34 protein-coding genes and 1 tRNA gene are annotated in these 23,833 nt (G+C 55.6%); 30 read left to right on the forward strand and 5 right to left on the reverse strand.

The features are described from left to right. Positions 1-6 precede the first annotated feature (6 nt). Together RBI05_RS01845 and RBI05_RS01850 are read right to left on the reverse strand one after the other, a co-directional pair. Complete coding sequence (locus tag RBI05_RS01845; protein ID WP_150458336.1) at positions 7-477, reverse strand: ImmA/IrrE family metallo-endopeptidase; 471 nt, start codon at positions 475-477, stop codon at positions 7-9. 12 nt (positions 478-489) lie between these two features. Next, positions 490-843 (reverse strand): helix-turn-helix transcriptional regulator, encoded by a 354-nt coding sequence (locus RBI05_RS01850; RefSeq protein WP_150458337.1) that lies wholly within the window; start codon positions 841-843, stop codon positions 490-492. A gap of 172 nt (positions 844-1,015) precedes the next feature. Between RBI05_RS01850 and RBI05_RS01855 the strand changes: the two genes are divergently transcribed. From RBI05_RS01855 to RBI05_RS01990, 28 genes are all read left to right on the forward strand, one after another. Next, the gene (locus tag RBI05_RS01855) at positions 1,016-1,600 is read left to right on the forward strand and encodes a hypothetical protein (RefSeq protein WP_310549921.1); all 585 of its coding nucleotides are present in this window, start codon (positions 1,016-1,018) and stop codon (positions 1,598-1,600) included. After that, positions 1,597-2,160 (forward strand): sigma factor-like helix-turn-helix DNA-binding protein, encoded by a 564-nt coding sequence (locus RBI05_RS01860; protein WP_310549922.1) that lies wholly within the window; start codon positions 1,597-1,599, stop codon positions 2,158-2,160. The genes RBI05_RS01855 and RBI05_RS01860 overlap by 4 nt, the downstream gene beginning before the upstream one ends. Before the next feature lie 88 nt (positions 2,161-2,248). Then, on the forward strand, positions 2,249-2,668 hold the full coding sequence (locus RBI05_RS01865; RefSeq protein WP_150458339.1) for a hypothetical protein: 420 nt from the start codon (positions 2,249-2,251) through the stop codon (positions 2,666-2,668). Further along, complete coding sequence (locus tag RBI05_RS01870) at positions 2,661-2,960, forward strand: hypothetical protein (protein ID WP_310549923.1); 300 nt, start codon at positions 2,661-2,663, stop codon at positions 2,958-2,960. Before RBI05_RS01865 ends, RBI05_RS01870 begins: the two co-directional genes overlap by 8 nt. Positions 2,961-2,963: 3 nt before the next feature. Further along, positions 2,964-4,409 (forward strand): phage tail sheath family protein, encoded by a 1,446-nt coding sequence (locus RBI05_RS01875; protein WP_310549924.1) that lies wholly within the window; start codon positions 2,964-2,966, stop codon positions 4,407-4,409. A gap of 14 nt (positions 4,410-4,423) precedes the next feature. After that, entirely contained in the window at positions 4,424-4,951 is a 528-nt protein-coding gene (locus tag RBI05_RS01880) for a phage major tail tube protein (RefSeq protein ID WP_150458342.1), read from the forward strand. A 17-nt stretch (positions 4,952-4,968) separates the two neighbouring features. After that, the gene (locus tag RBI05_RS01885) at positions 4,969-5,304 is read left to right on the forward strand and encodes a phage tail assembly protein (protein WP_150458343.1); all 336 of its coding nucleotides are present in this window, start codon (positions 4,969-4,971) and stop codon (positions 5,302-5,304) included. Positions 5,305-5,324: 20 nt separating this feature from the next. Further along, positions 5,325-5,450, forward strand: a complete 126-nt coding sequence (locus RBI05_RS01890; protein ID WP_263406099.1) for a hypothetical protein — start codon at positions 5,325-5,327, stop codon at positions 5,448-5,450. Between the two features lie 33 nt (positions 5,451-5,483). Then, positions 5,484-7,487 (forward strand): hypothetical protein, encoded by a 2,004-nt coding sequence (locus tag RBI05_RS01895; RefSeq protein ID WP_310549925.1) that lies wholly within the window; start codon positions 5,484-5,486, stop codon positions 7,485-7,487. Continuing rightward, the gene (locus tag RBI05_RS01900) at positions 7,484-7,690 is read left to right on the forward strand and encodes a tail protein X (RefSeq protein WP_150458345.1); all 207 of its coding nucleotides are present in this window, start codon (positions 7,484-7,486) and stop codon (positions 7,688-7,690) included. The genes RBI05_RS01895 and RBI05_RS01900 overlap by 4 nt, the downstream gene beginning before the upstream one ends. Before the next feature lie 6 nt (positions 7,691-7,696). Continuing rightward, complete coding sequence (locus tag RBI05_RS01905; protein ID WP_310549926.1) at positions 7,697-8,731, forward strand: phage late control D family protein; 1,035 nt, start codon at positions 7,697-7,699, stop codon at positions 8,729-8,731. A gap of 1 nt (position 8,732) precedes the next feature. Continuing rightward, positions 8,733-9,137, forward strand: a complete 405-nt coding sequence (locus RBI05_RS01910) for a phage baseplate assembly protein V (protein WP_310549927.1) — start codon at positions 8,733-8,735, stop codon at positions 9,135-9,137. Then, complete coding sequence (locus RBI05_RS01915; RefSeq protein ID WP_310549928.1) at positions 9,134-9,694, forward strand: phage tail protein; 561 nt, start codon at positions 9,134-9,136, stop codon at positions 9,692-9,694. The genes RBI05_RS01910 and RBI05_RS01915 overlap by 4 nt, the downstream gene beginning before the upstream one ends. Continuing rightward, positions 9,691-10,035 (forward strand): GPW/gp25 family protein, encoded by a 345-nt coding sequence (locus RBI05_RS01920; RefSeq protein WP_310549929.1) that lies wholly within the window; start codon positions 9,691-9,693, stop codon positions 10,033-10,035. The genes RBI05_RS01915 and RBI05_RS01920 overlap by 4 nt, the downstream gene beginning before the upstream one ends. Beyond that, the gene (locus tag RBI05_RS01925) at positions 10,029-11,174 is read left to right on the forward strand and encodes a baseplate assembly protein (protein ID WP_310549930.1); all 1,146 of its coding nucleotides are present in this window, start codon (positions 10,029-10,031) and stop codon (positions 11,172-11,174) included. The genes RBI05_RS01920 and RBI05_RS01925 overlap by 7 nt, the downstream gene beginning before the upstream one ends. Continuing rightward, a complete protein-coding gene (locus tag RBI05_RS01930) occupies positions 11,167-11,718 on the forward strand; it encodes a phage tail protein I (RefSeq protein WP_310549931.1) in 552 nt (183 codons plus the stop codon). The genes RBI05_RS01925 and RBI05_RS01930 overlap by 8 nt, the downstream gene beginning before the upstream one ends. Before the next feature lie 25 nt (positions 11,719-11,743). Next, on the forward strand, positions 11,744-13,843 hold the full coding sequence (locus RBI05_RS01935; RefSeq protein WP_310549932.1) for a phage tail-collar fiber domain-containing protein: 2,100 nt from the start codon (positions 11,744-11,746) through the stop codon (positions 13,841-13,843). A 12-nt stretch (positions 13,844-13,855) separates the two neighbouring features. Further along, a complete protein-coding gene (locus RBI05_RS01940) occupies positions 13,856-14,185 on the forward strand; it encodes an XkdW family protein (protein ID WP_310549933.1) in 330 nt (109 codons plus the stop codon). Between the two features lie 98 nt (positions 14,186-14,283). Further along, positions 14,284-16,257: a phage tail-collar fiber domain-containing protein gene (locus RBI05_RS01945; RefSeq protein WP_310549934.1), complete on the forward strand. Its 1,974-nt coding sequence runs from the start codon at positions 14,284-14,286 to the stop codon at positions 16,255-16,257. Positions 16,258-16,270: 13 nt separating this feature from the next. After that, positions 16,271-16,681, forward strand: coding sequence for a hypothetical protein (locus RBI05_RS01950; RefSeq protein WP_310549935.1), 411 nt, complete (start codon positions 16,271-16,273; stop codon positions 16,679-16,681). 2 nt (positions 16,682-16,683) lie between these two features. Further along, positions 16,684-16,821 carry a hypothetical protein gene (locus RBI05_RS01955; protein ID WP_310549936.1) on the forward strand — a complete coding sequence of 46 codons (138 nt, stop codon included), beginning with the start codon at positions 16,684-16,686 and terminating at the stop codon, positions 16,819-16,821. A 566-nt stretch (positions 16,822-17,387) separates the two neighbouring features. Next, on the forward strand, positions 17,388-17,759 hold the full coding sequence (locus tag RBI05_RS01960) for a hypothetical protein (RefSeq protein WP_310549937.1): 372 nt from the start codon (positions 17,388-17,390) through the stop codon (positions 17,757-17,759). Between the two features lie 93 nt (positions 17,760-17,852). Then, positions 17,853-18,161 carry a hypothetical protein gene (locus RBI05_RS01965; RefSeq protein WP_310549938.1) on the forward strand — a complete coding sequence of 103 codons (309 nt, stop codon included), beginning with the start codon at positions 17,853-17,855 and terminating at the stop codon, positions 18,159-18,161. A 74-nt stretch (positions 18,162-18,235) separates the two neighbouring features. Continuing rightward, a complete protein-coding gene (locus tag RBI05_RS01970) occupies positions 18,236-18,592 on the forward strand; it encodes a hypothetical protein (RefSeq protein WP_310549939.1) in 357 nt (118 codons plus the stop codon). Further along, entirely contained in the window at positions 18,593-19,342 is a 750-nt protein-coding gene (locus RBI05_RS01975; protein WP_310549940.1) for a M15 family metallopeptidase, read from the forward strand. Then, on the forward strand, positions 19,339-19,620 hold the full coding sequence (locus RBI05_RS01980) for a phage holin family protein (protein WP_310549941.1): 282 nt from the start codon (positions 19,339-19,341) through the stop codon (positions 19,618-19,620). The genes RBI05_RS01975 and RBI05_RS01980 overlap by 4 nt, the downstream gene beginning before the upstream one ends. A gap of 222 nt (positions 19,621-19,842) precedes the next feature. After that, a tRNA-Val gene (locus RBI05_RS01985) sits at positions 19,843-19,914 on the forward strand. Positions 19,915-20,130: 216 nt separating this feature from the next. Then, positions 20,131-20,817 carry a zinc ribbon domain-containing protein gene (locus RBI05_RS01990; RefSeq protein WP_310549942.1) on the forward strand — a complete coding sequence of 229 codons (687 nt, stop codon included), beginning with the start codon at positions 20,131-20,133 and terminating at the stop codon, positions 20,815-20,817. A gap of 175 nt (positions 20,818-20,992) precedes the next feature. Here RBI05_RS01990 and RBI05_RS01995 read toward each other — a convergent pair whose 3' ends face one another. Further along, on the reverse strand, positions 20,993-21,106 hold the full coding sequence (locus RBI05_RS01995; RefSeq protein WP_191089562.1) for a putative holin-like toxin: 114 nt from the start codon (positions 21,104-21,106) through the stop codon (positions 20,993-20,995). A 107-nt stretch (positions 21,107-21,213) separates the two neighbouring features. Continuing rightward, a complete protein-coding gene (locus tag RBI05_RS02000; RefSeq protein WP_150458357.1) occupies positions 21,214-21,648 on the reverse strand; it encodes a hypothetical protein in 435 nt (144 codons plus the stop codon). A gap of 141 nt (positions 21,649-21,789) precedes the next feature. Here RBI05_RS02000 and RBI05_RS02005 point away from each other — a divergent pair, with 141 nt between their 5' ends. Continuing rightward, positions 21,790-22,470: an HD domain-containing protein gene (locus RBI05_RS02005; protein ID WP_310549943.1), complete on the forward strand. Its 681-nt coding sequence runs from the start codon at positions 21,790-21,792 to the stop codon at positions 22,468-22,470. Between the two features lie 13 nt (positions 22,471-22,483). On the opposite strand, the gene RBI05_RS02010 is transcribed toward RBI05_RS02005, so the two are convergent. Then, positions 22,484-23,410 carry an AEC family transporter gene (locus RBI05_RS02010; protein WP_310549944.1) on the reverse strand — a complete coding sequence of 309 codons (927 nt, stop codon included), beginning with the start codon at positions 23,408-23,410 and terminating at the stop codon, positions 22,484-22,486. A gap of 142 nt (positions 23,411-23,552) precedes the next feature. On the opposite strand from RBI05_RS02010, the gene RBI05_RS02015 reads away from it, so the two are divergent. Then, positions 23,553-23,804 carry a hypothetical protein gene (locus RBI05_RS02015; protein ID WP_310549945.1) on the forward strand — a complete coding sequence of 84 codons (252 nt, stop codon included), beginning with the start codon at positions 23,553-23,555 and terminating at the stop codon, positions 23,802-23,804. The last annotated feature ends 29 nt before the right edge of the window (positions 23,805-23,833 follow it).

Consider the following 23,833-nt stretch of genomic DNA (forward strand, 5'->3'; position numbering starts at 1 on the left):
CGTCGGTTACCGGATAAGCTTCGTGACACCCAGCGGATCAAAGCTGATAACATAGCCGCCGACCTGCACGCTGAGACCGTAGACTTCCTGGTAGTGGACAATCGACGCTTCGAGAAATTCCTCGGTGACGCCGATCAGCTCGGCGAATTCATACCGGTTGCGGGCGTTGGCGTGGAAGGCTTCGATAAAACAGGCGAACGGCACCAGCCGTTCATAAGCCCAGTTCCGCGCCCGTTTCTCCTGCTTGCGGTTGCGGATGTCGCTCTGGTCCAGGATGTTCCCGGCCGAGGTGTAATAATGGCCGATTTCTTCGGCCAGCACGCAGTATTTCTCCGACAGCAGCGGAATGGATTTGTTCAGCAGAATCGCCTGCCGGTTGGTGGTTTCAATGTACAGGCCCTTGATGTCCTCGGGCAAATCCGCATTCTCGTGTACGGGAATGGGCGCCTTCCGGCGTAAGGATTCATAGCTCCCCATAGACGTCCTCCGCTAACTGTTGTCTTTGGCCAATGCGATCCGAAGCGCCAGCCTGATCTGCGCCAGCTTCTCGGGAGTCATCGGCTCGGTATGGCCGCCGACCTGATGGGCCGCCAGCGTCAGAATCTCCTCATCGGACAGGTCGGGATGGGCATGGGCCGCCGGTTCATCCTCTTCGACAAGCTCATCGAGCGTCTTGCCGAAATAGGCGGCGAGCTTGCGCATGGTGGACAGCTTGATGTTCTCCGCGCCCTTCTCGAATAAAGATACGATCGTCGTGTACGGGATACCGGCGCCTTTCGCCAGCTCCGACCGGTTGATTCCCCTCTCGTTCATCAGCCGGGCCAATCGGTCCGTTACCGTCAATCGAGCTTCCTCCCTTCTTTCACATCGTCTCCCTCCATCATACGGACTGTCAAATACGATGTAAAGTAGATATATTACGACAAAACGTAAAAGTGCATTGACTAACTACGTTGTATCGTATATTATTCTAGCATAAACTACCATATGTCGTAGATTTCAGGGAGGAATATCCATGTATACATCGAACGGCGGCCTCTCCCCCAAAGGGCTGTGCGCGCAGATTAAAGAAGATAAATCGGGGTTGGTCTGGTCGTTGCAGGCAGGGAGGCATACGATCAGCAACGGACGCTGGGCAATCCGTCTGGACGAACTGCCCGCGGAGGTTCGCGCCGTGCTGCACAGCCGGTTCGCCGCCGAGCCTTCTGAAGGCACTCATCTGTCCTTGCTTCGGGGAAAGGTCGGCACCGGCTGCGGAACTCCGGGACTGGATCGCTTCTGGGAACGGGAAGCCGGAATGCCGGCGCAGCAGACTGCGCTCCTGATGGAGACGGAGGGCGAGCGTTACCGGATTTTCCGCTGTGGAGGCAGCTTCATCTATGTTGCCGAGCGGCATCTGAGAGGGCTTGCCGCTCCGTCCCTTGCCGAAGCGGATGCTTCCGAATGGAAGGGAATCTGGCGTCTCCGCTTCCGGGAAGCGGATTACCTGGTTGCCTCCCGCGCTCCGGCCGAGGCGGATGAGACACAGGAAGGGTTCATGCGCGAGCTGCTGGAACCCGGTATGATCGGGGCTCCTTCGAAGCTGCGGGGTGAAGCATGATGCGGTCCGGGATTTCTTGTCTGTCCCGCCCGGCAGCGGCAGCTCCTGGCGAAGCCTCTCTCCCGAATTACCGCGAGGCGCTCGGCATTGTCCGGAAGCTGTACCGCTCTGCCGGCGACACCGATAAGAGAATCATCGCCGGCATGGTCTCCGACTGCGAGTTCGTCGTGGAATGGATGGAGACCGGACGGCGTCCCGGCAGCCGCCGGGGCATCGAGCGGCGCGCCGGCTACGAGCGCGAGGTGCCGCTGGAGCCGGAGCGGATGCAGCGGTTCGCGGCTCCTTCTCCGGCAGATCCGGCGCTGCGGGAGGAGGAAGGGAATAGCCTCAGCGGACGCCGGCTTTTTCAACTGGAATATGCCTTAAGCCGCCTGAGCGCCCGGGAACGCGAATGCTATGAACTGGCCTATGGACAGGGGCTGTCGCACGGGGATATTGCGGTCATGCTGAGGCTGACGGCGGGAAGCGTCGGCGAGTATCTCCAGCGGGCGCAGCAGAAGATGGCGGAATTGGTTGCCGATTCTCTCTTTTATATGGACGATCAGGAAGAGAACGTTTGATCGTGTTTTTTGTCTAGTAAAAGCCCCTTAATAGTGTAAGGTATAATTAACCTTATCTAGCAAATAAATCAAATAAAGGAGGTGGATAATGAATCTCGTTACCTTGATGCTCGCGCTGCAGAGCTTTCTGCAATCCCGGCTGTCGGAGGAAGGCGCGCTTGTGCCGGCCGTATATATCGGCGATGCTCCGGGAGAAGAAACGGCCCGTCCGGTTCTCCTCATTCGTCCCCATAAAGGACACAGCGATGAAGAGGAGGCTACGGCGCGAATTCGGCTGGAAATTTCAAGCGATGCGCCCGGCGAAGCCGGATACGCCGACATGATGAATCTATTGGAACGGGTTCGCGTCCTGCTGCTGCGGGAACGGACACTGGAGCGGAGATTCCGGCTGGACGCCAATTGGAAGTGGTCGGTGCATCGGCGCAGAAGCGATTCCCGGTGGGTGGCCCGTGTCACCACGAGCTGGACTTATCCGCAAATCAGACAGGAGGCAGCTATTCATGAGTGAACCAACCGTAATGAATTCGTTTAACAACGAAGAAATGAATAAGAAATCAGCATCCAAGGAGTCCTTCTCCAAAATCTATCTCGGACCGAATCTGGCCGGCGGCCGGCTTCTGCAATCCACGGTATTCCGGAATGAGCTTCCGGACTATCTGCAGCCGCTGCTCGATGAGCAGCCGGAGGCGGCCGAACTGATCGTGCCGATTGCGCATATGGCCGAGGTGCAGGCTCGTCTGACTCAGCAAGGAACGGCGGAATTTGCCGCCTACAAGAAGCTTCTCGGGAAGGGGAACTAAATAATGGCATATCAACACGGCATTTATGTCAATGAACAGGCGACTTCCGTTCTGGCGCCGAACGAGGCGGCCAGCGGCATTCCATTCGTGGTCGGTACGGCTCCCGTGCATCTGGCGGACAAAGCCGCTCCCGCAGGGACCCCGGTGCTGGCGTATACTTACGCCGACGCGGTCGCTGCGCTGGGTTATTCCGATGACTGGTCGAAATATACGCTGTGCGAAGCGATGTATACGCATTTTGTGCTCTATCAAAAATCGCCGATGGTGCTGGTGAACGTTCTGGACCCGGCCGTTCACAAGACGGTGGCGGCGCCGGCAGCGGTTCCGGTATCGAACCGCGTCGCCAAGCTGGCAGCCGACGGCGTCCTGCTGTCTTCGCTGACCGTGAAATCGGCCGACGGCAACACGACTTATGTTAAAGGGACGGATTATACGGCAAGCTTTGACGACAAGGGCAAAGTCGTCATTACGACCAAGGCCGGCGGCGCCATCGCGGCCGGAGCCGTCTCGCTCCAGGTCGGTTACACGGCACTGAATCCTTCGGCCGTCGATGCGGACGATGTGATTGGCGGCGTCTCCGCTTCCGGGGAATACTCCGGCTTTGAACTGGTGCATCAGGTCTTCCCGCGCTTTGGCGTGCTGCCGGATCTGCTGATGGCTCCCGGCTGGTCCCACCAGCCGGCGGTAGCGGCGGTCATGGCCGCGAAGGCTTCCAATATCAACGGAAACTTCAAGGCGATTGCGCTGACCGACCTGGACCCGGCGGTGGACTATACGGCAGCGGGCGAATGGAAATCGAGCCATGCCTATACCGGCGCGCAGCAGATTGTTACCTATCCGAAGGTGACGATGGGCGGCCGCACGTACTGGCTGTCGAGCCACCTCGCCGGACGCATCGCCACGACCGATTCGCAGAGCGACGGCATCCCGTTCGTCTCGCCCTCCAACAAGAACCTGAGCATCGACGGCGCAGTGCTGGCCGGCGGCAAGCCGCTCTATCTCGGACTTGACCAGGCCGCCTACCTGAACAGCCAGGGCATTGTCACGGCGTTCAATCTCGGCACCGGAGGCTGGAAGGCTTGGGGCAGCCAGACCGGCGCCTATCCGGCCGGAACCGATCCGAAGGACGTCTCCATTCCGGTGCGCCGGATGTTCAACTGGGTATCCAACTCGCTCATTATGACCTATCTGCAAAAGGTCGACGATCCGATGAACAAGCGTCTCACCCAGGCGATCACCGACAGCCTGAATATTTGGCTGAACGGACTGACCGCCGCCGGAGCCCTGCTGGGCGGGCGCGTCGAATTCCGCGCAGCCGAGAACCCGTCCGAAGCCCTGATGGCCGGCAAGGTCCAGTTCCATCTGTTCCTGACGCCGCCGACCGCCGCTCAGGAGATTGATTTTGTGCTGGAATACGATTCGTCGTATCTGTCCGCACTTACCGCCTAAGGAGGAACTTATTCATGCCTATTAAATCCGAACGCGTCATTGACTACTCCGTCTATCTGGAGGGCGACACCTACCTGGGGACCGCCAAAGCCACACTTCCCGAAATTTCCTATCTGGCGGACACCATTAAAGGCGGCGGAATCGCCGGCGAGATCAACGCCCCTTCGATGGGCCATACCGGCGCCATGACTCTGACGCTGAACTGGAGAACCGTCGAGCCGCAAGCGGTGCAGCTGCTGGCTCCGAAGATTCATCAGATTGATCTCCGCGCGGCCATCCAGGCCTTCGACCCGGCTACGGGCGAATATTTGGACCGTGCGCTGCGGATCACGGTACGCGCCCGTCCGGTCAGTCTTTCGCTCGGCAACCTGGAACCGGCGGCAGCCATGGACAGCAACAATACGTTCTCCGTCTCTTATATCAAGATTGTCAAGGACAATGATCTGGAGCCGCTTCTGGAGATCGACAAATACAACTACGTGCATAAGGTGAACGGCGTGGACCATCTGGCTCATGTCCGGAATACCTTGGGCATTAAATAAGGGAGAAGAGAATCCGTATGAACGAAGAGAACGTAAACGCAGCTTCCGTCGCGGAAGAAGAAGGGGAGGACAAGGCTTACGCCTTGTCCCGCCCTGTGGTGCATGAAGGCGCGACCTACGAGACGCTGACAATGGATTTTGACGCCATGACCGGCAGCGACATCCTGGCCGCAACCCGCCAGTACAAGGCCGAGAACAGCCAATCCATCAACTGGGCGATGGAGCTGGACAAGGATTACCAGGCTTATATCGTCGCCAAGGCGGCGCATGTCCATGTGGGACTCATCCGCGCGCTGCCAGCCAAGGATTTCACGCGCCTTACGCTGCGGGCCCAAAATTTTTTGCTGCTGTAGGCCTCGGCGGCGGCGATCTCATGGAGACCGTCGCCGCTCTGGCCATGCTGACCTACACGCCCATTCCCTTCTACCTCGGGCTGACGCTTGCGGAGATCGGCGAGTGGGCCGACCGGGCGGCTGAACTGCGGCATTTGAGGGAGTAACGCCCGGCACGGGCCGGGAGAAAGGAGGGGGTTATGGCTGACAGTGTCAAGGCAAAACAGCAATTTGAGGACTCTTTCAATCAGTCAAGTCAATCCGACTTTTTGAAATCATGGAACACAGCAATTGAAAATATGAATCATACCAATCCGAATTTAAAAGTTTTTAATGAAGAAATACAAAAAGGTTGGGAATATATCCAGAGTGGAAGCAAACTGGTCACTGACGAGGCGAAAGATGCTGTATCTGAAATTCAGAATCAGCTTAAAGTCCGAACAGAAGAGGAGAGGAGAGCTCGGCTTCAAGCCCAGCAGGATGCTCAGCGGAAGCATATTGAACAGGTTGAGGCCACTAAAAAGCTATTCTCGGAAATTTATCAAAAACAAAAGAGGGCAACAGATACAGCAGCAGCTATCGTATCGCCCCAATCTCAATCTACTAATAGAATGGTTTGTTGCTCTGACGAGAACGGCCACGGTTCTTCAGAAAGAGAAAATGCAGATCAAAAACCGAAGCAGAAGTCTGTATTGGAGATCGTAGAGTCAGCTGTTGAGCAAGTCGCTAACTTTACTAATATGCTGTCAGGTGCCTCCGATATCATAGAGACCTTGTTTGGAAAGAACTTAACGGATGTGGTTCTTAATTTTCTTAAAGTTTCACCAACTTTAAGAATTGGAGGTGCATTAACGATCCTGGCAGGCGCCGGGGTTTATATTAATAAGAAGATGGAGGACGCCGAGGAAGCCCGACGACAGGATCTTATTCATTCTGGTGAATCAACAGAGAAGATGGAAAAGAACTATAAGGACTCAGCCCTTAACTATAAATCTACGAATGATATGGCTTGGCAGTACGAAACGATCGTGAAAAAGATGAATGATCCTTCATCTTTACCCGATGATCCTTTAAAAGCAAAAGAAATTACAAACGTGCGTAAAAAAATGCTTCTCAACTTAGGAACCGCTCTGCAAAAGGCTTATCCCGATTTGGTTAACTCAGAAGATATTGGGTCGGGAAAGTTGGATACAAAGCTCCTTAAGAATACAGCGCACGCAGATCGGTCAGTAGCTGCAAGCTCGTTCAATACCGATTACTCCCAGAAAAATTTGGAAAAACTCGGAGCAGAAATGTTGGAGCAGGAAGCTGCGATTAAGACATTGAGAGAGGATAGAAGTAAGCTCCCTGAAATCAGCAACCAATATAAGGAATTTTTTGCCAGATTTCAAAACATTGACTTGGGGAAATACGGTGATAAAGATGCAGCTATGCAGCAACTATTTGATGAAGTTAATAATTTTCAAAATGACAACAACACTGTTTTAGCTAAATACAGTTTATTTAAAATATCAAATAAGGGTCAGTTATCAAGCCTTCAAACCTTGGCCGAGCTAGCGGATAAAAAGCGTTCTAATCAAGGAAAAGAACTAAAAACCAAAGAAGCAGAGTTTGCGACTGCAAGTAAAAGTTACAAAACGATTTATGACGGTTATAAAACCAAGCTTGAGATTGATATGGGGCAAACGTTTGAGGAAGGAGGTAAAAAATACTCTGCTAGCAGTCCTGCCGACCAAAAGAAATATTATGATTCAGTTATGAAATTGATGAATTTTGCTCCCAAAACGGATCTGCTTCCCCCAGAGCTAAAAACGAATGTTCTGCGATATTTATCCATGACCAATACACAGCAAGATATTAACGAAGCCAACAGAAGGGTTTCCAGACCTAAAATTACACCAGGGATATATGGAAGAGATCTGAATTTCAAGGCCAATCATGACCCTTCATATTCTGAATCCAATCGAATTAACAGTATTAAAAAAGATCAACCCGGATTGGGAGACAAGTTGACTTCAATTCTGAAAAGTAGAGACTTTGGATCGAAGAACTATAACAATCAAATCTCATGGTCTCCTAAAATCGTTGTCCAGAACACAGATTCTGATCTAGCTACAAGGCTTAATGAGGTATTGAAGAATTCGAGAATAGATTTTGAAAAGAATTGGAAGCAATTCAAAGAAAGGGTGTCGATGGCCCAATGACCCAATACCGAACCATTCAGGGCGATACTTGGGATGCCGTCGCCTACAAGCTCTATGGAGACGAGAATCTGATGACGCTGCTTCTGGAGGCGAACCCCGAGCAGGCCGACAAGGTGATTCTGGACGGCAATCTGCTGCTTCACGTGCCCGTAAGGCCGGAGCAGACGTCGGAGGATCTTCCTCCCTGGAAGCGGGAGGGGTGAGGCCAGATGTCCGAGATGACGCAGACAGCCCGATGGGCTGAGCTGGAATTGACCTACAACGGAAAAAACATCAGCGAATCCATTGCGGATTCGCTGCTTGATTTTACGTATAACGACGCCGCTTCGGGCAGTCTGGACGACATCGACCTCCGGCTCGAAGACCGGAAGCTGAAATGGCAGAACGCCTGGGCCGCCCAGGAGGGCGATGTCATCAAGGCGACGATCCGAACCCATCACTGGAATAAACCCGGCGAGAGCCAGAAGCTGGCCTTCGGCGAATTCGAAGTGGATTCCGGGAGCGTCGGGGGTCCTCCGGACACGGTGTCCATCAAGGCGACATCGCTTCCGGTCAAGGCGGGCGTCCGGTTCGAGAAGCGGACCAAGGCATGGGAGAAGACGAAGCTGAAGACGATTGCGGCCGAGGTGGCTGCCAAGGCGAAGCTGAAGCTGCTCTACGAAGCGACCGACAACCCTTCCTACGACCGGATTGACCAGACGGAGATGTCCGATCTGGCTTTTCTGCTGGATACCGCCACGAAGGAAGGCATCGCGATCAAGGTGGCGAGCGGCCGGCTGGTGCTGTTCGACGAGTTTGAATATGAGAAAAAATCTCCCGTCGCCACAATCGTACGCGGCCGGGACCCGGTGCTGGACTTCTCGTTCAACTGGTCGATCGCTTCCAAAGCGTATCGAAGCAGCGTGCTGACGTATACGGATACGTCGAGCAAAAAGACCTACAAAGCCGCGTTCACCCCGCCGGGCGCTCCCGTGAGCGGTCCGGTGCTGAAGCTGAATGAACAGGTCACTTCCCAGGCCGAAGCCCAGCGGCTGGCCCGCATACGCCTTCGGGAGAAGAACAAGGAGTACGGAACAGGCAGTCTGACCCTGATGGGCGATGTCCGGATGGCGACGGGACTGACGATTACACTCAAGGGCTGGGGCCGTTACGACGGCAAATACCTGATCGAGTCCTGCTCGCATACGCTGGGCTCCGGCGGGTATACAACCGCTCTGCAAATCCGAAAAGTTCTGGGGTGGTAAAATGATTCGCATTGGTCAGGTCTCGGCCGTGAACCACGCGGCCGGAACGGTCCGCGTAGCTTTTGCGGACCGGGACGACGCCGTCTCCGCCGATCTTCCGGTCGTCGTGCCGGGAGGAGGGGCGCAGGGGAACCCGCTGCCGCTTCCCGGTCAGACGGTGCTGTGCGCCTTTACCGCGGCCGGCAGCTCCGCCGGTTTCTGTCTGGGCACATACTACGGCGGGGGCGAGAAGCCCCCGGGAACGGAAGAGCAGCGCGGTGTCTGGTTTGAAGACGGCAGCTATGTTTTTTATGACCGGAAGCAGCACAGTTTGAATGTCAAGGCGGCCGGAGCGGTGAACATTGAGGGAGACCTCACGGTAACCGGCATTGTCCGGGCCGCTTCGATCAAGGAGGCAGGAGAATGACATGGATTCAGATTATCGACAGAGGCGATAGGCTGATGACAGAGGCTTTGATGATGGCGAAGAAAGCGGAGAAGGAAAAGCTGAAGCTGGTCGAGGAGTTCAATCATCCGTACGGCAATTCCAAACAGATTCAGATGTCCATTCTGGGTTCCTTGGGGGAGATCGTGTTCGAGACGGTGGAGACCGGGGTGAAGAATGAATGGCAGCCGGTGGTCCGCACCTTTGACGATTTCAGCCGGTCCTCTTCCGGCCGCTGGGCTCAGCACGATGTGATGGGACAGAAGCCGAAGAAGCAGTGGCTGGGGCCGGGTCTGGACAGCATATCGATGTCCATCCGTTTCTCCGCGTCGCTCGGCATGAACCCGCGCAAGGAGCTGGACCGGATCTCGAAGCTGGAACAGACCGGCAAGGCGCTTCCGCTCGTAATCGGCGGCAAAGGCATCGGTACCGGGCTGTGGGTCATTACGAATGTGTCGCAGAACTGGGAGCGGATTGATAATAAGGGCCGTCTGCTTGACGCGACCGCCACGCTGTCTTTGGAGGAGTATGTAAAATGACAACGATGAGCATTGATATGATGCAGCCTTCGGGCATTGATTTTGCGCCGTCTTCGCGGGCTGCCGAGATCCGGCAGAATATCCGCACTATTCTCTCGACGCCGCTCGGCAGCGTGCCGATGCAGCGGGGAATTGGACTGGATGTGGAGGTGCTGGACCAGCCGCTCGCGGTAGCCCAGGCCCGAATGGCCAGCTCGGTGCTGTCGGCGATTGCCGAACAAGAGCCGAGGGCGAAGGTCACGGCTGTAGAGTTTATTCAGACGGATGAGGCGTCGGCGATGTGGGGGACCCTGCGGCCGGTTGTGCACATCCAGTTTGAGGAAGAGGTGAGCGAATGGTAGAAAGGTTGGAACTGCCGGAGATCGCGTTTGCGGACGAGGATGCGACTTCCATTAAGCAGAATATCGTCTCTGTGTATGAAGGGCTGACCGGCCGGACGCTTGCTCCGGGAGATCCGGTGCAGCTTTTTTTGATGTCGCTGGCCTCGATTCTGATTCAACAGCGGGTGCTGATTAACCGGACGGCCAAAGGAAACCTGCTGCGCTACGCCTCCGGCTCGCTGCTGGATCATATGGGCGCCTTCCAGGGATCGGCGCGTCTTCCGGCTGCGCCGGCGATTACCACGCTGGAATTTACGCTCTCGATTCCGCTGTCGTCGGTAACCCCGATTCCAGCTGGCACGCGGGTTGGACCTACGGGCGGCGACGGCTCAATTTATTTTGAAACCAATGAATATATGGAGATTCCGGCCGGTTCTGTGAGCGGCCGCATCTCGGCTTCATGCTCCGTGCTCGGAATCGCCGGCAACGGGTTTCTTCCGGGCCAAATCAATGTCCTGATGGACCCGCTTCCTTTTGTCCAGTCGGTGGCGAACCTGACGTCTTCGAGTGGCGGCGCGGCGGCGGAGTCGGATGACGACTACCGGGAACGCATCCGCAGCGCGCCGGAGTCCTACAGCACGGCCGGTCCGCAAGGCGCTTACGAATATTGGGTCAAAGCCTCGTCGTCTGCGGTACTGGATGTCCATGCCTTTGCACCGGAGGGAAGCGCCGGCGGAGAAGTGCAGATTGTTCCGCTGCTGACCGGCGGACAAATCCCGGACCGGGATGTGCTGGACGCCATCGCAGCGGCGCTGGAAGACCGCGGCATCCGTCCGCTGACCGACAAGGTAACCGTCACGGCGCCGAAGCCGGTACCCTATGAGATTAGACTCACGTACTATATCGCCCGCAGCCGGGCCGCCGAGGTGACGGCCATTCGAGCGGCGGTCCAGAAGGCGGTTGCTAACTACCAGCTGTGGCAGAAATCCCGGCTCGGCCGGGACATTAATCCTTCCGAGCTGGTTGCGCGGATCATGCAGGCCGGAGCGCTCCGGGTAGAAGTCGAGGCGCCGGATTATCTGGAACTGACGCCGACGGAAGTCGCCCAGGAGTCCGGGGAGCCTGCTGCCGCCGAATATGGGGGGCTGGCCGATGATTGACATCCGTTCGGTTAGCTTGTACGACCTGCTGCCGCCCAATCTTCAGCAGGATTCCGCCACCGCCGCCGCGGCTCAGTCGCTGGACAACGAGCTTCATGAATTGGCTGCGGCGATTGACGCCCTGGATATATTCGGACGATCCCAGGAGTGGTCGGATGAGGAGACCGATGCTCTTGCGAGCCAATACCTTCCCCCATATTACGACCCGAACCTGCCGCTCGAACAGCGGCGGGCCCTCGTCCGTAGTGCCATTCCATTCCACCGGCGCAAGGGAACGGCGGCGGCGGTGGAAGATCTCGTGGCACTGCTCTTCGGCTACGGCTCCGTCGAGGAATGGTGGCAGTACGGCGGGGCGCCGTATCATTTTCGGGTGGTGACCAACAATCCTGACGTAACGACTACCCGGGCCAAAGAGTTTATTCAGGCAGTTAATTCCGTCAAGCGTCTGTCGACAGTTCTGCAAAAAGTGCTTCTCTCGCAGGCGGGAACGCTGTCTTTGTATTACGGAGGATATCTCCACTTTGGCGAGACAATTACCATATGACGATTACCCGATAGGAGGGAACGAGGTGGCAGCTTTTGGCGGCATGACTTTAACGAATAAAGGCTTGGTTTTGCAGGGCAAAGCGCAGGCGGGAACCCCGCTGAATTACACCAGAATTGCTGTGGGCGATGGCTCGCTCAGCGGGCAGTCCATCCCGGCATTGAACAGCTTAATCTCACCAAAGAAGAGTCTTCCGGTAATCCGGCTGCAGATCCAGCCGCCGAATAAAGCGGTTATCGGGACGGTGCTGCGGAATGCCGAGATGACCAGCGGTTTTTATTTCCGGGAAGTCGGGGTATTTGCTCAGGACCCGGACGCGGGAGAGATTCTGTACGCCTATGCCAATGCAGGCACCAGCGCCGAGTATATTGCGCCGGGCGGCGGCAGCGATGTGATCGAGAAGGCGTTTAACTGTATTGTGGCGGTCGGTACAGCAGCGAATGTGACAGCGGTAATCGATGAATCGCTGGTATTCGCAAGAGAAAGCGAGTTCACGACCCACCGTACAGCCGCAGAGCTGGACCACCCGGACGGGTCGGTAACGGCTGCTAAGCTTGCGCCGGCAGCGGCCACCGATGCCGCAATCGGGAGCCGCACAGTCAGCGATTCGACCGCCCCAACCGGCGATGCCGGGACCTTGACGGGCATCCTCGGCTGGCTGGCGAACATGGTGAAGGGCATTACCGGCAAAACGTCGTGGCGGACGCCTCCCGCCACAACGCTGGAGGCGGCCAGCGGGCATATGAAGGATACGACGGTTCACCTTACTCCAGCCGAGCGGACCTTATGGAACGCCAAAGAGACGACGACCGGCGCGCAGGCCAAGGCAGACGCCGCGCAGGCGGCGGCCATTGCGGCGGCGGCAGCGGATGCAGCGGCGAAGGCCAATGCGGCCGCGGCGGCTTCGATTCCGGCCTCGCAGAAGGGGGTGGCCAACGGCTTAGCCACTCTGGACGGCACGACTCGCCTGCCGGCGGGTCAGCTGCCGGCGAGCGTGCCGCAGCAGACTACGGCCGACGTCACTTATTACGTCCGGACGGACGGGAATGACGGCAATAATGGGTTGGCTAATACGGCCGCAGGGGCGTTTAGGACGATTGGGAAGGCGATTAGTGTTTTGCCTAGGGTAATTAATCATGCTGTTGTTATTAATGTGGCTGCGGGGAGCTATGCTGAGGAACTCCTTTTTGATGGATTCAATGGAAGGGGTTCTCTCTATGTGGTGGGAAGCAGTACACTCGCTGGGGCTACGAATTATAAAATCAAAAATGTTCACGGCTCTCGTAATACTATTCGGATTAATATTAATGGCTTTGAATCCACAGATGCGCCCTTGGGAAGGAATAGTGCGTCTGCTAACATTATAGAGAATCCCGGATTTTTTGAGTTCGCTCAATTCCGGAGTGTTTTTGTGGACACGACAAAGACAGGGATATGCGCCGTAGGCAGTCCGGCAGTGAGCAGTTATCAATGCGAGATTAGTGGAAAGAGTTATCAATGCTTCGCGGCTTATATGGGGCGAGTAAATGCCCAAGAGTTAAGCGGCAGCGGTAATACCTACCGTTTTCGGGCTATAACCGGCGGAATAATATCCTACCTTGGCGTCACATCAACCGGAACAGACGTAGCTTCTGACGGGGCCATAATCATTCCGGGAAGCGGAATTCTCAATCCGTGGGGAGATAATACGTTGACAAGTCGCAGCCGGGTGCGAAGTGGACCATCTGGAGCACAAACAATTACATCTGGGACTTTTTCAAAACTTGTGGCTCCATTTGCTTCTGAATATGTCGATGCCTTGGGAGAGTATACACCATCACAAGCAAAGTTTGTTGCGACTCAGACAGGGGAATATTTCGTGCGGGCTGTGATTGAGATGTCGATTGGATCCGCCGCTGCGGGTACTGGCGCTCACCTTCGTCCCTCTGTGAATGGAACTTATTGGCCGATAGCAGGGAGCGTGACTGTATTGGGACCAGGCACATATCGGATAGAGGCCGTATGTCTGATTACACTTAATGTAGGAGATGTTCTGGAATGGTATATGTATCAGAATTTTGGAGCGAGCGTAACTACGAATGCAGATAGCAATTTCACTTATCTTAATTTAATCCGAGTCGCTTAAGGGAGAGGAACTATGCATCTTTCATCCGCCATTCAGCATCTTTATCCGAAAGCTAACCCGTTTAGAGATTTTCTCGTACAGGACGATACCGACGGTCGAGGCCCCTATATCGCCTATTGGGGTCTGGACGCCCCTCAACCTACAGATGAAGAATTGCAGCACGCCTGGGATGAATATCAGAAGTCTAACGACTTTTCCGCGAAGCCCGAGTCTCTGGAACAGCGTATTCAAATACTCGAACAACAGAACGCCTCTCTATTACTATTAATGTCAGAAATTCAAGGAGACAAGCGCAAGAAGAGCAACGTCTTGATGTCTTTCTGGGGAAGCGGAAAGAAATAGAGGAGGCAGAACGGGGGAACAAAGGCATGAGTAAAGAACTGAAGACCCGAAAGGTCTTCTTTTTACTGTGACCGAAAATTATGTAAGGAGGAAGTACAGTGGCAGATTTTGGCGGCATGACTTTAACGAATAAAGGCTTGGTTTTGCAGGGCAAAGCGCAGGCGGGAACCCCGCTGAATTACACCAGAATTGCTGTGGGCGATGGCTCGCTCAGCGGGCAGTCCATCCCGGCATTGAACAGCTTAATCTCGCCAAAGAAGAGTCTCCCGGTGACCCGGCTGAAGATCCAGCCGCCCAACCGAGCGGCAATCGGGACGGTATTGCGGAATGCCGAGATAACCAGCGGCTTTTATTTCCGGGAAGTTGGGGTTTTTGCCCAGGACCCGGACGCCGGAGAAGTCTTGTATGCTTACGCCAATGCGGGCAACACCGCGGAGTTTATTGCAGGGAGCGGCGGCAGCGATGTGATTGAGAAGGCGTTTGATTGTGTTGTTGCGGTCGGAACGGCAGCGAATGTCACGGCGGTGATTGATGAATCGCTGGTGTTTGCAAGAGAAAGCGAGTTCACGACCCACCGTACAGCCGCAGAACTGGACCACCCGGACGGATCGGTTACGGCTGCCAAGCTTGCGCCGGCAGCGGCCACCGATGCCGCAATCGGGAGCCGCACAGTCAGCGATTCGACCGCTCCAACCGGCGATACCGGGACCTTGACGGGCATCCTCGGCTGGCTGGCGAACATGGTGAAGGCCATTACCGGCAAAACGTCCTGGCGGACGCCTCCAGCCACGACGCTGGAGGCGGCGAGCGGGCATATGAAGGATACGGTTGCCCATATCACGGCAGCGGAGCGTACAGCATGGAATAACGGGGCTACTGCTGCTAGCGTAGCCATCCCACTCGCCCAGAAAGGCGCAGCCTCCGGCGTTGCCACCCTCGGTAGTGATGGCCTGATCGCACCGACGCAGTTACCTGAGACTGCCAAGGCAACGGACTATGTACGTCAGCCTGGGTATGCGGCTGACTCCGGGACGGCCAACGCTAAAGTAGTCACTCTCAGCCCCGCGCCGACCGCTTATGTAGACGGTATGGCTGTGTCCTTTAAAAATTCGATTCTTAGCACAGCGGCTGTGACGATCAACGTAAACAACCTTGGAGCCAAGTCCATTGTTAAATCCAACGGCAACGCGCTTGCGAGCAGCAACCTCAAGGCCGGTAGCATTTATACGGTCCGCTACAATGCAACTACCGGAAATTTTATCTTACAGGGTGAAGGGGGTGAGTACGGAACGGCCGGAGCTGCTCAAGTGCTGACTGGCTATAACGTAGGCACTGAAGCCGGCCTCGTGTCCGGGACGATGGCCAATCGGGGGGCCGTCACGATCACGCCGGGTCAGTCCGCGCAGGTAATTCCTGACGGGTATCACAATGGCGGTGGCGTCGTGCCGGCAGTGGTCTTTGACGCTGCGAAGGTGCTGAACGACACGACGATAGCAGGCAAAGCGGGTACGATGCCGAACCGGGCGAACGATCAGCAAGCTACGCAAGTCTGGACTGACGGAGTGGGGAACCTTTCACTCGGATTCCCGACAGGCGGGTATGTGACGAATAGCGGCTTCGGCGCGGGGTATGCGTCGGTTGCCAAAAATGATCCAGACTTCACTGCATCTAATATTCGTAGCGGGGTTAATATTTTCGGATTGACTGGAACCCTCTCCCCAAGGTTCATGACAACGACGCGCGTGGCCTCAACGATAATTACGTCTTCTACGTGGGGGGACGGTTCCTCGTTTAATGGCTCTTATCCTGCTATCGTAATAAATACTGCATCTTTGGGATTCGTACCTGCTTTTATTGTCGCCAGTTACCCAGAAACGAACGGTCAACCTACGGTTGGGACATGGAGCTATTCCAATCTCACTGAATTCAATTCGTGGTTTGGTAACTACGTGTATGCGTTCCCTAATGTCGGCTCCTATCTTTTTAGAGTGCCTTATAATGCAAATTCAATAATTCTACCTATGCCCGGTCCTACTTACGGAGCAGGTGCCGTTGTTTCGATTTATGGATAAAGGAGGGGCATAAATGCCATTTGGAAAACGCATTTATTACGATAAAGCTTCCGGGAATGTTTTGCTTGTAGCTCCCCAAATGAAGCATCCAGAAGCGGTTGACACAGGAGTTGATTTCGACTTCACGATTTATCCTGTTTTGATGAATAGGGTGAGGGAAAGTGTTGGTGTCGTGGAATTAGAGATCGACCAATATCAGGAGGAGTTTTCGATAGGCTCGGATTTTAGAGTAAATACCGAAACTGGCGAGCTGGAGTTCGCTTACCGCAACCCGGGCGAAGAGTCGCAACCGGAACCTATTTATCAGCCGCCGCTTTCCGAACAGGTAGCTGCCCTGAAAGTCGAGAACGCAGATCTGTTGGCCCGGCTGGGCGACATCGAGCTCGCTCTAGCTGACGTGTTCTCAATGGGAGAAGGTGAATAGTCATGGCAATCCCCTACTATATAATCCGTATCATCGCCTCTACCTGCTTGATCCGGCATGACGCTGGCGAGCGTGAGATCGAGGACATCGTAGACAGCTACGCGCTGGCCGGAGTGGACTGCAACTCTGTGTTGGCTTAAATCTATGCCAACGGCCGGAACTGGGGGAGCAGACGGAAGAAACGACGGAATGATTCCAAGCGTCCAGTAAGCGTATTTTATTTTGCTCTCGGATCTCCGAGGGCTATCTTTCAGACCAAGGAGGGGTCCAGATAGCCCTTAAAATCAGCGAAAATGCTGGAGTGACGGATATCGTCACCGACGCTAACCCCATTACTACCGAACACGACATCGCTGGTGAGGCCAAGGTCGTACAACTATGCTCTTCAACGATTCTGCTGCGAAGCGGTACACTGGAATCACGATTGATCCTACGGACGCGGTCAGCACCGACGAGTCCACCTGGGTACAGCTCGCGCCGGACGCCTCTGGATAGGCCGGAGCATACCTTTCTGGCGGGGCCGCGCTGGCCGTGGCCGACATCAGCGACACGGTCGGGCATCCATTTTGGTTGCGGGTAACGACGCCGAGCTTACCGGATACCCAGAATAAAAACGACATCAAGCTGACGGTTTCTGGGAAAGAGTACGCAACGTCATGAAGTACAGCATCCGCGGCAGCGTAAGGACAGCCGACGGCGGCGAATTGTGGCGGACATCAATCGGTATACCCTCTGGAGGTTGAACACCGCCCAGAGGGAAGACGAAGAGGGATACCAGCGGTTTGAATTTGAGGCTTGGCTTGCCACAGACTCTTCCCACGCCGCGCTTTGGGACCGTCTCAAAGTGTACGTCGATACGTATACTGGCTCCATTGACTGGCATGTCTGTCTCGATCGCTTCGGCCGCCCCGCTCCGGATCATCGTCACGGCGGCCCGTGCCGCCCCGGCCAGTACCCGGCAGGTCATTACGGCGCAGCGGGCATTCCCGGCGACAATCCGCCAAAGGCTGTATGCCGGACGGCAATGTTCGTTCGTACCCGGTCAATCTCCTGTTTTACGACGGCGTCACGGTTATAGCGACTGGCGCGGCCATCAAAGGTCAGCGCCTATTCACCATGCCTGTAGCTGGCCGACTGTCTTGGAGAATTACCATACGAGGGAGGGTAGGCGATGATTAATCAAGACATTACGATTCCGGCCTGCGATAGTATCCGCTTCCCGCTGGAGCTTACAGATGAAGACGGTAGCCCCTTGGTTACGACCAGTGGGCAGTTATCGTTCGAGGCGCGGCAACTCGGGCAGGTCCCGATCAGCAAGACACTGCCTCCCAGGGCGGCCTATATGGATCTGCTGCCGGTGGACACGGCGGGCCGCACCGGGATATACAACTATGCTCTTAAATTTACGGACGCATCCGGTCAGGTTTCCACGCTGACGGCCGGGCGGCTAACGATCAAACAAATGCTTCGTGGACAATAGAGAGACAGACAACAAGGGAGATGGATCAAATGGCAGACGGGGGAGCATCACAAGCGGGAGGGACTGACGATGTAATGGAAAAGCGGATTGAGCAAGTAGAATTGGGGCTTGCCAGCATGAAAAATGAGTTCGTCCGGCTCTCTGGGGAAGCGATCGCGGCGGATAAACGCTTGAAGGTGTTGGAGGAAAGTGTGCGCCGGCACGAAGAGAGCATCGCGCAGCTCAAAGAAATGACCATTAAGATGGAATCCGGCTTCGGTGAGATCAAGGCCATGTTGGGAAATCTGGATACCAAAATCTTTAGCCTGCTTCGTGACACACGAAAGGATAGTCTGTCCGAGCGCAAGTTCTGGATGGACCTTCTTAAGTGGGTATTGGCTGGGACCATCTTTGCCATTATCGGATACATCTTCGTAGGGGGAGTTAAGTAAATGCTGACAGTGGAGGCCGTGAAGGCCAAATCAAATAGTAAGCTGGTCGGTTTGCATCCGGCCGTGCTGGCGGCGACGCTAACGCTGATCAAGCGGTGTTATGCGACCGGTATACCGATTGTTATTACCCAGGGACTGCGTACGATTCAGGCGCAGAATGAGCTGTACGCCCAGGGACGCACCCAGGCGCAGCTTCAGGCTGCGGGAATTACGGGAGTAACCGCCCGGCCGGATCTGCCGGTCGTTACGAATGCACGCGGCGGGTACTCGTATCACAACTTCGGGTTAGCGGTGGATTTTGCGCTGCTCGCGAATGACGGGAAGCAGGTCTCCTGGGATCTGAACCGGGACGCCAACGCCAACCGGCGGAAGGACTGGGACGAGGTGGTCGAAGCTGCGAAGAAGCTCGGCTTTGAGTGGGGCGGCGATTTTGTCTCGATCCACGATGCGCCGCATCTGGAGATGACATTCGGACTCAGTACAGCGGAACTCCGCGCAGGCAACTTGCCCAAGACGTCGCAGACCCAGCCGGTGTACCGGCAAATGATGAAGATGGAGGAGGAGCAGAGGGTGAACAAGGACACTCATGTGACGGTTCGGGTCAATGGCGCCCGGATCGGCGAAGGGATACTGGACGGCGGCATCACCTATGCGCCCGTACGAGCCGTTGCGGAGGCGCTGGGAGCATCGGTGGTCTATGACAGCAAGACGCTGACGGTTAACGTGACCGGCAAGGAGGCGGCGAAATGAACAACCGTATTTCCTGGAGGCAAAAACTTGCCAGCCGCAAGTTCTGGGCGCTGCTGGCCGCCCTTGCCGTATCCATTCTCGGAGCTTTTGGCTTCTCCGAAGAGACCACGCTGCGCGTGACCGGCATCCTCTCGGCTGTCGGCGCCTGCGCCGCCTACATGTTCGCCGAGGCATTGACGGACCAGGCGTCCGGTAGTGCGGGAGCCGGAACTGCGCAGACCCGGGTAGAACCGGAAGCGGAAGCAAGCGGGTACGAGGACTCCGCAGCGGGCCGTTGAGAGTGAACCTGGAGCGGTGGCGTATCCGGGTCGGCTGCTCTGGATTTCCGTGCGGAAGCCGGAACCGATCCGTCTTTGGATCTGCTGCTCCGGGTTTACGCGAGCAAGCCGGAATTGTTCGCCGCGTCCGGTTCACCGGTGCGGCGGATGCAGCCGGCGGAACATTTTTATAAAAAATGCTTGCAAGGTCTCTTCATCCTATGGTATTATAAATCTCGTTGCAGGACGGTAGCTCAGCGGGAGAGCACTATCTTGACAGGGTAGGGGTCATGGGTTCGATCCCCATCCGTCCTATATGATTTACGTCGAAGAAGCCTTGATAATTAAGGCTTCTTCTTTTTTGTCCAGACAAGGATCCGCCTGAAAGTCCCAGTAAAGAAGCAGGAGCCACCCCAATTCACCAGCGTAGCATTACTCTTAGCCCACAATTATATAATAGACTAATTCCATAGACCCATTCCCGGTTTTGTGGTAGAATTTAGGAAATAGGGTGGGGAGAGATTGGTATAAATGAAAACTTGCAGCGGCTGCGGCCAACAATTGCCGGAAGAGAGCGTATTTTGTAACAAATGCGGCACGCAAATGGCTCCGACACAGAAGGAACAATCCTTCTCTTCGGGTAATAAACGAGGAAAGACTTCAACAGTGATGAAGAAGTATAAATTTATGTTTGCAGCAGCGGGGATTATTATTGTGGCAGCCGCAGTTGTGGGTCTGATCCGATACAACGCCAATCAATCCAATTATCGGGATAAAATAGAAAGTGCCCAATATAACGTAGAACAAGGGAATTTCGACGGTGCCTACACGGATATAATGGATCTAAGTCCCAAGTCCAAAGATAAGGAACTTTTCGAAAGAATCCAATTGGTGAAATTTGCTGAATTGTATTCTCCGATGGATTATCAATTATATGAAGAAGCGAATTATGAATCTATCCTTGATCGGTTACTAGACGGCATTGCGTATTGTAGGAATAGTATGGACAGGGCCAATGAGCTGGGTGTCGGCGAAGACTTGCAAACTGTACAAATGCAGCTCGCCGCAGAGCTGGACGAATATTATGGAATAAATGAGAATGAGATTGAACAGTTGGCATCCATGAATGAAACGGTTAGAGCGGACACCATAACGGAATTGGCACAACAAGCCAAGCCGCGAATAAAGGACGCCATACAGGAAGATTCAAATCCCTAACTTATAGAACCTTATATTTGCACTCCTAGTATGGTATACTCAACTCATAAACAGCGTACCATGCTGAAGAGAGCCGTGCGCCAACACGACTCTCCCTAGCAGCAGCCGCTTGAAAGGCGGTCAGCTTCAATCAGGTACTACCCAGATGAAATAGGTCGCATCCTGGCAGGGCGGCCTATTTCTTTGTGTTCCGGCCAAGTGCTACGACGAGGGTCACGACGAGCGTCATCAGCGCAACCAGCAGCGCGCCGAAGCTGATCATGAGCGTCAAAGCGTCTTTAACCTCCACAGCATCACCTCCCTTCCGAGAAGTGAGCCGACCGCCCTTGCAAGCCTCTTACTGCTCCCTCTATTATACCAGAATGCGAACGTATAGTCGCCTTTTTAAAGCGCTTCTTACTTGGTTTTTTCGATGCGGAATACGAATTTCCATGTCGCGGTATGGCCCGAATAACGGCCGCGGTTCTCGGTGACGGTTACGTTCAAGGAAGAGGTCTTGGCCGATTTCAGCCCGGCCGTTTGAAGGGTCAGGGACGCCGTTCCGGATTCCGGAATCTTGTCCTGTTCCTCGGCAACAGCTTTCAGCTTGATGGAGCCCGAACTTCCCGCGCTCAGGGTAACCGAGGACCCTTCCTCCAGTTCTTGACCGTTGACATAGGCGGCATAGGCCCACTCATTGCCGACATGATTGTTCTCGGTCAGCTCTGCGCGGACGAAGGTGACTTGAACGTGCGGCGTCTTTCCGGCCGCCGAGACCGGCTGCGCGGTCAGGGTCAGGATCAGCAGCAGAACCAACAGCAGGGATAGCCGGGGCTTGTGTAGTTTTTTCATATAAACCGTCCTTTCAAATGGTGAATCTTCCATTAATCTACCATTTCATTCGCAATTCCACCATTCCTTCTGGGTAATTTACATAGAAATGTCATTTTTCGCGCGGAATAATCTGCATAGAGACGAAAGCGGGGATTCGAGATGAAAGAGAATTCAAAGGCAGGAATCAGCGAGACGGTTTTGAGCGAGGCGGAGGCTTTTGTTCGTCAGCGGCTGCTGAATGAGGGAACCGGCCATGACTGGTGGCACATTTACCGGGTCGTCCGGCTGGCGGACAAGCTGGCGGAACGGGAAGGGGCGGAGACCGGCATTGTCCGGCTGGCTGCGCTTTTTCATGATCTGGCGGATGACAAGGTGGTGGCTTCCAAGGAGCAGGGCATGGCGGAGATTGCCGCCTGGCTGGAAGATCACGGCGTGGGAGAGGAAGACCGGAAGCAGATTCTGGAGATTATCGCTACGCTGTCGTACCGTGGGGGCGGGGGCGCTCCCATGACAACACTGGAGGGTCAGGTCGTCCAGGATGCGGACCGTCTGGATGCCATCGGCGCGGTAGGGATTGCCCGGACGTTCTCTTATAACGGCAGCAAGGGGAACCTGATTTATGATCCCGGGCTCCCTGTCCGGGAGACGATGACGGAAGCCCAGTACCGGCAGGAGCGGGGGACGGCGGTCAACCATTTTTACGAGAAGCTGCTGAAGCTGAAGGACCGGATGAACACCGCTTACGGACGCAAGCTGGCCGAGAAGAGACACCGGGTCATGGAACAGTATCTGGAGCAGTTCTTCCGGGAATGGGAGGGGGAAGATCTTCAGGAGCTCTAGAATGCTACAATTCTCACACTCCCACGGAGCGGGCAATGGTTATCAGGGCAGTAATGGTCACGACGTTGACCAGCGTGGACACAAGAACGGTCTGAGCGGCAAAATCCGGCTCGTTCCCATACTCCTCGGCCAGCAGCGAAGCGTTCACGCCTGTCGGCATGCCCGAGGCGATGATGAGAGCTTGTCCCGGGATGCCGTCGATGCCGAGACCGAGAACGAGCAGAAGACCGATGCAGGGCGCGATGATAACCCGCAGAACCAGGCTGAGATAAATATCGGTCCGGTCCAGCCGCAGCGGGTATTTCACGATCTGCGCGCCGAGCGTAAGCAGGGCCACGGCCACCATCGACTGCTGGGCGTACGTCAGCGGCTTGCCGATGAAGTCGGGCAGAGGCACGGAGAAGGCCCGGAGCAGCAGGCCGATGGCAAGCGCATACGGCACCGGCATCTTCAGGAAGCCGATGAGGACGACCCGGTAGTTGCCCTTCAGCTTCGCGCTCTGGATGGACAGGACGCCGTAAGTGAAGGTCAGCAGGCTCTGAAGAGACATGATGAGCGACTGGAGCGACGCGGCGAGCGGATTGCTGTGAAAAGCAAGGTCGTTGACCGGCATGCCGTAGTTGCCGGCGTTGTCGAGCAGCACGCTGTTGGTGAACGCGGCGCGCATGCCGCGCCGGTATTTCAGTCCCCGTGTCAGCGCGAAGGACAGCGCATACAGGATGGCGATATAAAGCGCGTAGAACAGGACGACGGTGCCGAGCAGAGAGGCCGACATCTCGGAATGATACATGCTCATGAGCACGGCTGCGGGCGTGATATAGTAGAAGTTGATTTTGGCCAGCGTATAGAGATCGAGGCGGAACAGCCGCTGCAGCAGCGAGCCGGCGCCGATCAGCACGAAGACCGGCAGCACCACCTGTAGCAGAATTGAACCGATCATGAACGTATCGTCCCTCTCCTTCTTGGCGTCCCTTCATTATAGCATGGGGATCTGTGTGCGGGCAGAGTTATAAGATACGCCCTCCCCGTCCACACTGTTATCAGCGTGACAGGCAAGCAGGAAGGGAAGGAGACGCGAAGACATGATTGGAAAAAAACTTGGGACCGCGGCAACGCTCGCCGTCCTGGCGCTAGAGCTGTCCGGCTGCGCCCGGAACGCGGCTGCCCTGCAGCCGCAGAGCGCTCTGGAGCCGCCGGGTGCTCTGGAGCCGCTGGTCCAGCCCGCGGGTGCGGGCGCGGAACCCCGGCTGGGTGAAGAGCCGGATGCCCTCCCGCCGGTAATCAACGACGTGTATGACAAGTCCATTCCCGAGGATGTCTACAGCGCAGATTGAACGGGAGTCTGTCCTGACCCGAAGCCGCC

Source organism: Paenibacillus glufosinatiresistens (assembly GCF_031470375.1).
GTDB lineage: Bacteria > Bacillota > Bacilli > Paenibacillales > Paenibacillaceae > Paenibacillus_AQ > Paenibacillus_AQ glufosinatiresistens.